The sequence below is a fragment of the Actinomadura vinacea genome (assembly GCF_039532545.1).
In the GTDB taxonomy this organism is placed as follows: Bacteria; Actinomycetota; Actinomycetes; order Streptosporangiales; family Streptosporangiaceae; genus Spirillospora; species Spirillospora vinacea.
Window position 1 is genome coordinate 1 of sequence record NZ_BAAARW010000051.1, and the last position, 8,778, is coordinate 8,778.

Annotated in this window: 8 protein-coding genes and 1 pseudogene; 8 read left to right on the plus strand and 1 reads right to left on the minus strand. The window is 66.0% G+C overall.

Going from position 1 to position 8,778, the window contains the following annotated elements:
- Positions 1–237: 237 nt before the first annotated feature.
- The 4 genes and pseudogenes from ABD340_RS47530 to istB form a co-directional block, all read left to right on the plus strand.
- Positions 238–795, plus strand: a pseudogene (locus ABD340_RS47530) (transposase); the annotation flags it as partial.
- A 122-nt stretch (positions 796–917) separates the two neighbouring features.
- A complete protein-coding gene (locus tag ABD340_RS47535; RefSeq protein ID WP_344598784.1) occupies positions 918–1,157 on the plus strand; it encodes a hypothetical protein in 240 nt (79 codons plus the stop codon).
- 96 nt (positions 1,158–1,253) lie between these two features.
- Positions 1,254–2,648: an IS21 family transposase gene (istA, locus tag ABD340_RS47540; protein WP_344598785.1), complete on the plus strand. Its 1,395-nt coding sequence runs from the start codon at positions 1,254–1,256 to the stop codon at positions 2,646–2,648.
- Between the two features lie 55 nt (positions 2,649–2,703).
- Positions 2,704–3,477: an IS21-like element helper ATPase IstB gene (gene istB, locus ABD340_RS47545; protein WP_344598787.1), complete on the plus strand. Its 774-nt coding sequence runs from the start codon at positions 2,704–2,706 to the stop codon at positions 3,475–3,477.
- 84 nt (positions 3,478–3,561) lie between these two features.
- Here istB and ABD340_RS47550 read toward each other — a convergent pair whose 3' ends face one another.
- Positions 3,562–4,230, minus strand: coding sequence for a hypothetical protein (locus tag ABD340_RS47550; RefSeq protein ID WP_344598788.1), 669 nt, complete (start codon positions 4,228–4,230; stop codon positions 3,562–3,564).
- A 581-nt stretch (positions 4,231–4,811) separates the two neighbouring features.
- Here ABD340_RS47550 and ABD340_RS47555 point away from each other — a divergent pair.
- The 4 genes from ABD340_RS47555 to ABD340_RS47570 all read left to right on the plus strand — a co-directional run bounded on the left by ABD340_RS47555 (position 4,812) and on the right by ABD340_RS47570 (position 8,364).
- Positions 4,812–5,573 (plus strand): IS110 family transposase, encoded by a 762-nt coding sequence (locus ABD340_RS47555; protein ID WP_344598790.1) that lies wholly within the window; start codon positions 4,812–4,814, stop codon positions 5,571–5,573.
- Entirely contained in the window at positions 5,558–6,217 is a 660-nt protein-coding gene (locus ABD340_RS47560) for a transposase (RefSeq protein WP_344598792.1), read from the plus strand. Before ABD340_RS47555 ends, ABD340_RS47560 begins: the two co-directional genes overlap by 16 nt.
- A 63-nt stretch (positions 6,218–6,280) precedes the next feature.
- Positions 6,281–6,523: an integrase core domain-containing protein gene (locus ABD340_RS47565; RefSeq protein ID WP_344598796.1), complete on the plus strand. Its 243-nt coding sequence runs from the start codon at positions 6,281–6,283 to the stop codon at positions 6,521–6,523.
- A 338-nt stretch (positions 6,524–6,861) separates the two neighbouring features.
- Complete coding sequence (locus tag ABD340_RS47570; protein ID WP_344598794.1) at positions 6,862–8,364, plus strand: vWA domain-containing protein; 1,503 nt, start codon at positions 6,862–6,864, stop codon at positions 8,362–8,364.
- Positions 8,365–8,778: the final 414 nt, after the last annotated feature.

An 8,778-nucleotide genomic window follows, 5' to 3' on the forward strand; every position in this document is an offset into this window, starting at 1 on the left:
CGAAGCCGTCCTCCACATCGCCGCCATCAACGACTGGCTGACCTGCCTTTGAAACACGGCCTAGATCGTTGATGGGTTATTGCTGAATCGGCCGCAGGCATGGTGAAGGGCGCCCAGGATCGGTGTGTGAAGACAGATCTAGACGCCCTTCTGACCGCACTCTACGTGCACCTGGACGACGATGTCCTGCCCTCGCGGCAGCGGCGGCTCGGGCCGGGCAGGCCCGCCTGCTGACCGACACCGGTGCCGTGCGGTGCCTCCCGCGTCACGGTGAACCGCTCGGCGCTGGGGGAGATCGCCGACTACGGCCGCGACACCTCCCACCATGCCTTCTACTGGGGTGCCAAGCTGATGCTCATCACCACCGCCGAGGGGACGGTGTCGGCCTTCAGCCTGGCACACCCCAGAGAGCTGGACGAGCGCAAGCAGGCCCTGCACCTGCTGCACGTCCGTCCGATCGCCGAGGGCCCATGCCCGATCGTGTGCGACAAGGGCTTCGCCGGGGCCGGGATCGAGAAGGCCGCCGCCGGCCTGGGGCATGTGCTGATCCGCCCGGCGCGCGGTGACGAGCCCGAACCGGAGGTGAAGGTGTTCCCGTCCTGGCTTCGCCAGCGGATCGAGGGGATCATCTGGAGCCTGAAGAACCAACTCGGCCTGGAACGCCACAACGCCCGCACCACCGACGGCCTTTGGGCCCGCATCGCCCAGCGCATCCTCGCCCTCAACGCCGCCATCTGGCACAACTGGCTCATCGACGCACCAGTGAAACGCTCCCTGACCGCCTACGACCACTGACCAGCACACAATTTCCCATCAACGATCTAGGCCGCCTGCCCGCCTCCCAGCGCTACAGGCGGCACGACAAACGGTGGAAGCGCTACGAGAAGCAGCTCCCGGGGCACCGGGTCCAGATCGACGTGAAGTTCATCGAACCCATCGCCGGGGTCACCACCGGCCGCCGCGGTGGCCGCAACAAGTACTACCAGTTCACCGCCATCGACGACTGCACACGGCTGCGCGTGCTGCGGATCTACCCGCAGCTCAACCAGAAGACCGCCATCCAGTTCCTGGACTACGTACTGCAGCGGTTGCCGTTCCAGGTCGAGGTGATTCAGGTGTCGGCGTACGGGTTCATGTGCAGAGCCAGGTACAGGTAAACGTGCAGAGATGATCAGCGTGTCGGTTGCGGTGCTGCTTGGATGGTCGTGAAGTCTTCCGGGTGATGTTGATCATCTGGGTTGAGGGCGGTCGTTGTGGTGCTTGAGGCCGAGCGTTGGCTTGAGTTGCGCCGGTTCCGGGCGTTGCGGGAGTCGGGTGCGACGATCTCGGAGATCGCCCGGGAGACCGGGTTGAACTGGCGCACGGTGCGCAAGTACCTGCAGGAGGACGGCCCGGTGGCGGCGCCTCCGGTGGCGGCCCCACGACCGGGCCGGCGGAACCAGATGATCGCGGCGTACGCTCCGGTGATCGACGCCTGGCTACGGGCCGAGTTGCTGCTCAAGGGCACGGTCATCTACGAGCGGCTGGTCGAGGAGTACGGGTTCAACGGCAGTTATCAGCGCGTGAAGCTGTATCTGCAGGAGGCCCGCCCGCGGATCGCCGAAGAGTTGGGGTTCACTCCCCGGGAGCTGGCCGGGCTGCACCGCCGGTTCGAGGTCGTGCCGGGCGCCCAGGCCCAGGTCGACTGGGGTGATGAGGGCGGCGTTCTGGCGCACCTGGGCATCGCGAAGGTCTACTCCTTCCACATGGTGCTGTCGTATTCACGGGACCCGTTCTGCTGCTTCACCACCAGCCAGGACCTGGCGACCTTCTGGGCCTGTCACCGACTGGCGTTCGAGCATTTCGGCGGGGTCCCCGGCTCGATCGTCTACGACCGGACCAAGACCGTGGTGCGCCGCCATGTGGCGCCGGGCAAGGCGGTGCCGTTGCATCCCGAGGCGGTGGCGTTCGCCGGGCACTACGACTTCACCATCGATGTGCTGGCCGCTTACCGCCCGACCGGCAAGGGCCGGGTCGAGCGGCAGGTCACCATCGTCCGTGACCACGTGCTGGCTGGCCGGTCGTTCTCTTCCCTGGACGAGTTGGATAAGGCGTTCCTGTCCTGGGTGCCGCTGCGCCGCCGCACCGTCCACCGCACCCACGGAGAGGTGATCGGTGTGCGGGCCCGCCGCGACCACGCCGCGCTGCGGCCAGCTCCCGCCCGTCCGTATCTGGTGACCGACCGGCACCTGCGGCATGTCGGCAAGGACTGCCTAGTCGCCTTCGAGGCCAACCTCTACTCGGTTCCGGCCGCGCGGGTGTTCCCCCGGCAACTGGTGGAGGTGCAGGCCTCCTCGGCCACCGTCAGCCTGCACGCCACCGTCCCCGACGAACAGGGGATCACCCTGCTGGCGGTGCACCCGCGGGTGGTCGGCCGCGGCGCCAAAGTGGTCGACCCCGAGCACTGGAACGGGCTGCCCGACGGGCACACCCGCGCCACCACCGCCGGCGGTCCACAAGCCGATGAGCTTGCCCCACGCCGACGGCGCCAGGAACCGGCCGGAGCACTGCGGTTCCTGCTGGCCCGGGCCGACGCCGCCGCTGTCGAGGTCGGCCAGCGGCCTTTGGCGGTCTATGACCAGATCACCGGCACCGGCCCCTTCACCTGATCACGCAGCCGTCCACCAGCCCCGATCGCCAAGAGCCACAAAGGATTGAAATCCGTTGAGTGAGTTGGTTACCGCCCGGATCCGCGCCACCGCCGCCAAGCTCGGGCTGCCGCATCTGGCCGAGCAGCTGGGCGAGTTCGTCGGCCGCGCCGACGAGGCGAAGATGGGCTACCTGGACTTCCTGGACCTGGCGCTAGAAGAAGAACTCGCCGTCCGCGAGGAACGCCGGATCCGGCACGCGCTGCGCATCTCCCGGATGCCGCACCACAAGACCCTCGACGAATACGACTTCTCCTACCAGCCCGAACTGGACGCCCGCAAAGTCAGGGACCTGGCCACTCTGGCGTTCGTGGAGGCCAAATCCAATGCCGCCCTGCTCGGCCCACCCGGAGTCGGCAAGACCCACATCGCCGTCGCGCTGGCGGTCGCGGCCTGCCGGGCCGGCTTCAGTGTCTACTTCACCACGCTGGACGACATGGTCCGCCAGCTCAAGGCCGCCGACGCCATCGGCTGGCTCGCCACCAAACTACGCGTCTATCTCCGCCCGCACGTGCTCGTGCTGGACGAGGTCGGCTACCTGCCTCTGGCCCGCGACGAAGCCAACCTGGTCTTCCAGACGATCTCCAAAAGGTATGAGAAGGGCTCGACCCTGCTGACCAGCAACAAAGCCTTCTCTGAATGGGGAGGCGTGTTCGGCGACGAGGTCCTGGCCACCGCCATCCTCGACCGGCTCCTGCACCACTGCGAGGTCATCGCCATCAACGGCCCCAGTTACCGGCTCAAGGACCGCCCCGCCGCCGTTGAGACAGAAGTCGCCGCCACCGGCTGAGAGGCAATCCCTGACCACCGGGGCGTCCGTGCCCCGGGAGGGCGATCTGAGGCAGAACAGCGGATCGTCGTCAAAACCACCGTCTCAGGGTTTCAGCGTTGGAGCGATCTTGCGTGCGGCGGCATAGACCAGGTTGAGTTGCCGACTCCGCTCGTCGTCGGGCGACTGCACCCGCACCTCCACCACAAGGTTGCGGACTCTGAAGACCACCTCGGCCCCGGAGTAGCGCAGGTAGCCGTGCAGGTTGGACTGCATATACGTGTACCTGGTGAACGCCTGCTCGCCAGGACCGGTCAGCGCACTGAAGAAGTGCTTGAACTTCGCGTCGTTCTCGCTGAACGCCGGGCCTTGGGCCTCGCGGACCAACGCATCGTACCTACGAACGGCTTCGGTCACCGCCCCACCGTCCGTCGACTTGGGAACCGCAGTGGCCATCACCTCGTAGGTCTTATACCCATCCGCCACCTCGCTGACATGCTTGCACGAACCGTCGCCCTTGACCGGATCGGTGAAATCGCCCAGCGACTGCAGTAGCTTGCACGGATCGGGAGCGTGCGAAAACAGCGATGAGTCTGTTAAAGACTTGTCGGCGCCCTCCGAGTCGGCAGGGGGGACTGGGGCGGCCTTCGTGAACGCGTCGGCGATCGGGCCGCTGATGGGAGGCTCGTAGAAGAACTTCCACCACGTTGCTGTTGCAAGCGTCAGTAGCACGACGAAACCAACTGCCGTGCCAAGGATCATCTTCTGTCGCATCCTGTTGATCTTGGCAGCTCGTCAGCTGTGGCGTGGCGTTAACCGGATCAGGTGGCCCAGACGAGACACCGGACGTTCGGGGCTCGGCATCTGTCCGGGACGGCACGCACCTTCCCTCCGGCGTCGGGCCGCGCGGCAGCTGACCACGTTCGACCTGCATGTACACCGACGACTTGCGGCGGCGCCGAACGAGCCCCCTCTGAACAGACCCGAACCTCTGCACGTTTACCCGTACTGACCTCTGCACGCCAAGGAGTACGCCGACATCAGACCGACATTCAAACTCGGTGATGTCCCCAAGATGGTCACCTCGTCCGGCCGGCGGCGTGAGGATCTGGGGTGACCGGCGCCCGCTCGTCGCCATTGCTGACCGATTGGAGCCTGGTGCTCCTTGCCTGTTGATCGTGGGGCGAGCGGGGCCAACGCCGGGAGATCGCGTGTCCTGTTAGGAACCCGGTGACCGCCCGGCCGAGCAGCGCCCGGCCCCGCGGATCCCTGTTGGTGAATGTCTGGTACTGCGCCTCCCCGCGTTGGCGTCGCTGGTCTGTCCACGAGTAGGCGAGGAGACGGGAGCCAGGAGTTTGCGACTACGGCTGGGAATCGACATTGCGTGCCGGGCGGCCCACCAGGCCAGCCTGGCCGATGAACGCGGCGAGTTCACCTGGTCGGGCCGCCGGTTTCGCACCACGGCCGAGGATCTGGAACGGTTGTGGGCGATGCTCCCGGCCGGGACCGACCCGGCGATGGTGACGGTCATCATGGAGCCCACCCGCAACGCCTGGGTGCCGCTGGCGGCCTGGTTTCGGCGTCGCGGCGCCGCAGTGGTGATGGTGCCGCCCGAACGGTCGGCTGACCTGCGCGCCTATTACAGCAAGCACACCAAGTCCGACCGGCTGGACTCTCGGATCCTGGCCCGCCTGCCTCTGCTGCACCCCGAAGGACTGCACACAGAGCAAGGCCTCGGCCCCGGAGACTCGCTGCGCCGGGCCGTCAAGCTCCGCTCCAATCTGGTGCGCCGCCGCACCGCCACACTCGCCCGCCTGGACGCCCTGCTGGAGATCCTCGGGCCGGGATGGCACACCGCCCTGGGCTGCGACCTGGCCAACAAGACCCCGCTGAAGTTCCTGGCCGCCGGTTACGCCTGCCCGCACACGGTGCGGCGATTGGGCCGGGCCCGCCTGGCCCGCTTCCTGCACCGACACTCCCGCGGCGCGTGGACCGAGACCAAGGCCGACCAACTGCTTGCCACCGCCGCCGCGACCCTGCAGCTCTGGGACGAGGACTGGACTACCCCGATCTGGCCGACGACATCGCCATCGAAGCCCGATTGGCGCTGGCCCTGACCGCAGAGATCAAGGAACTCGACGAACGCATCGCCGTGCTGTTCACCCGCGCCGACCCGGACGGGATCCTGCCATCGGTGCCCGGCATCGGCCCGATCCTGGGCGCACAGATCCTCGGCCGGCTCGGCGACCCCAACCGCTTCACCTCACTGGCAGGGGTCCGGGCCTTCAGCGGCCTGGTTCCCCGCCTGGACTCCTCCGGCGTCAACGGCCAGCACACCGGCCTGACCAAGTCCGGTGACGCCTGCCTGCGCGAAGCGTTGTTCATGGCCGCCGACCACGCCCGCCGCGCCGATCCCAGCCTCGCCGCCAAATACCACCGCTTGATGGTCACCGAGGGCAAGCACCACAACTCCGCGCTCTGCCACATCGCCACCACGCTGCTCACCAGGATCGCCGCCTGCTGGCGGCGCGGTGAGCGCTACACCCTGCACGACGCCCACGGCCGCCCCGTCGAAGCTAGACACGCCCGGACCATCATCGCCGAGCGGTACACCATCCCTGCCGAACTTCGAGCGGCCCGACGCACTACACACGCCCGCCCAAAGCCGACCACATCAGGAACGGGCCAGCGAAGAAAGGAGTCGCAACGCGCTCCGTCGACCGGCCCGTTCACCACACACGCTACGACCCCACCGGCTTGACATCCATTAGGAACTCAACGGGGCCGAGTTCCAGTCGACCCACTGGCACGTGCTGGACAGGGCATCGCGCACACCTACATCAAGCCCCGCACCCCGCGGCTGAACGGCAAGGTGGAGCGGTCGCACCGCATCGATGCCGAGGAGTTCTACAGCATGCTCGACGGCGTGCTCATCGACGACGCGGAGGTGTTCAACGACAAGCTCCGCAAGTGGGAGGACTACTACAACTACGATCGCCCTCACGGCGGCCTCGGCGGCCAGACCCCTTACGAACGCCTCAAGCAGAAGACCCAGGCCCAGGCGTAAACGATCATCGTCGGTCGCACACAACCCCGTGACCAGCCGGATGAGACTTTTCTTTTCGTCTTCAAGGGGGCCGCTACGCGCCGCCAGGACGACGCCGACCCACCGGGACGCTGACCGCTACTTTGCGATTCGCCGTAGCTTCAGGACTCCCGGGCCCATAAACCCACCTCATGCCAGCGGTCTCCTAATATCCCTGAAAAATGGAAAAATAAGTGGATAAATCGTTCCGATGGTATCTACATACATCTAACCTCAAGCAGGCTTGTTGGGTGTCCGACGCCGAGTTATCTTATTTTTAGAAAAGCCAAGTGAATGTATAGAGAGTCAGGAGAGGCGTCATGCCCGACAGTCTGAGCCCCGTAGAGGTTGCCGACTCCGCCGCCGTTACCATCGACCCGCCCGTCAATAACCTTCGGCTGGGCCAGTGCGACACGGTCCAAGAGAAGATAACGGTGACGATTCCGGCATCCACGGGGGTGGCTCCCGCGGACATCTACTTCCTGGCCGACAACACTGGGAGCATGGCACCGGTCCATGACGCGGTGAAAGCAGGCGCTTCCCAGATCCTGGGATCTCTAGGTCCGCTGGCGGACCTTCAGTTCGGAGTCGGCGAGTACCGAGATTTCGACAACCCGGGCAGCGGGTCACTGGCGTTCACGAACATTCAATCCATCACGGCGGACAAGGCCGTCGTGATCGCTGCCATCAACACCTGGACTGCCTCGGGCGGCGGAGACAGGCCCGAGGCCCAGTTCTACGCTCTGGACCAGATCGCCGGGTCGTCCACGATCGGATGGCGACCTGGTGTCCCGCACATCGTGGTGTGGTTGGGTGACGCTCCCGGCCACGACCCGATCTGCTCGGCAGCTAGCGGGCTCCCCTACGCCATCACTGAGGCGTCGGTGACCTCCAAGCTGGTGGCCAGCAAGGTCACGGTCCTCGCCATCAGCATTTCCGACGGCGAAGCGCCGAACGGGCTCAATGACGACCCGACTTTCATCGGATCGGTGGGGCTCAACCCGGCCTACGCGTCCTGCCCCAGTCCCGGCGGAACTGACGGCCAGGCGACGAGGATCGCTACCGCCACCGGCGGGATCGTGGTGAACAGCGTGGACCCGGCCGCCGTGGTCGCCGTCATCATCGCCCAACTGAAGAAGCTCCTGAAAATCGACAACGTCCACCTCCAGCCGGACGGTGCGATCGCTTCCTTCGTGACCTCCATTACCCCGCCGAGCTACGGCCCGCTCCCGGGGGACCAGGCGCATGCCCTGGACTTCGAAGTCACCTTCAGCGGAGGGGCGCAGGACTGCTCAACGCGGGATCAGATCTTCACAGGCGCGATCGATGCGGTCATGGACGGCAAGGTGGTGGCCGCGAAACCGACGAGCGTCACGGTACCGGCCTGCAAATACACGTATGCGGTGAAATTCGTCTGCGGGACTCAGGCCGACAGCAAATGCGGCTGCGCTCCTGTGCGCCCCGGGATCTACGCGACAGACATCAACATTTTGAACCCGCAGTGCAAGAATGCCACCATCGAGAAACACGTGGTCCCCTTGATGTACGCGGGCGCGGTTACGGGACGCGAACCCGCCATCGCGACGGCCCGGGCCAACGACAGCATCGTCCTGCCGCCCGGGGCGGCAACGATGGACGACTGCTGCCGGATCGCCGAACTTCTCTACGGCGGTATCCCCCAATCGCCTATGCCGGCGACTGCGGGCTTCGTGGAAATCGTCAGCGACGTGGAGTTGCACGTGACGGCCGTCTACACGGCGTCCGACCTGGAAGGCCACGGACTCAGCTTCCAAGTCGAAACCATTCCCGGAAAGCTGACTTGAGCTGAACCGCCCACCTCGATCACGCATAGTGGGTCAGAGCCAAAAACTACTGGCCGGTGACATCCCGGAGGGGGTCCCGGTTACCGGTGACGCTCGGTGCCTGCAGATGTTGAAGTACGCCGAGCGGCATCCCTGGTCGGGGTGAGATCGGCGGAAGCTGGCCGCCTTCGTCGACGACGCAACGGCCGTCGACGTCGCCGAGCCGAACGGGCCACGCAACGAACCGCAGTACGTCACGTCAACCCCGTAGGTGAACCGCCACACGTACCGCTCTCTCGGCCACCGCTCCACGTCCACCTGGACCACGCCCGCCACAACCACTAGCCAACGCTTCGAGCCGACCTGCACACCTAGGCCGTGTTTCAAAGGCAGGTCAGCCAGTCGTTGATGGCGGCGATGTGGAGGACGGCTTCG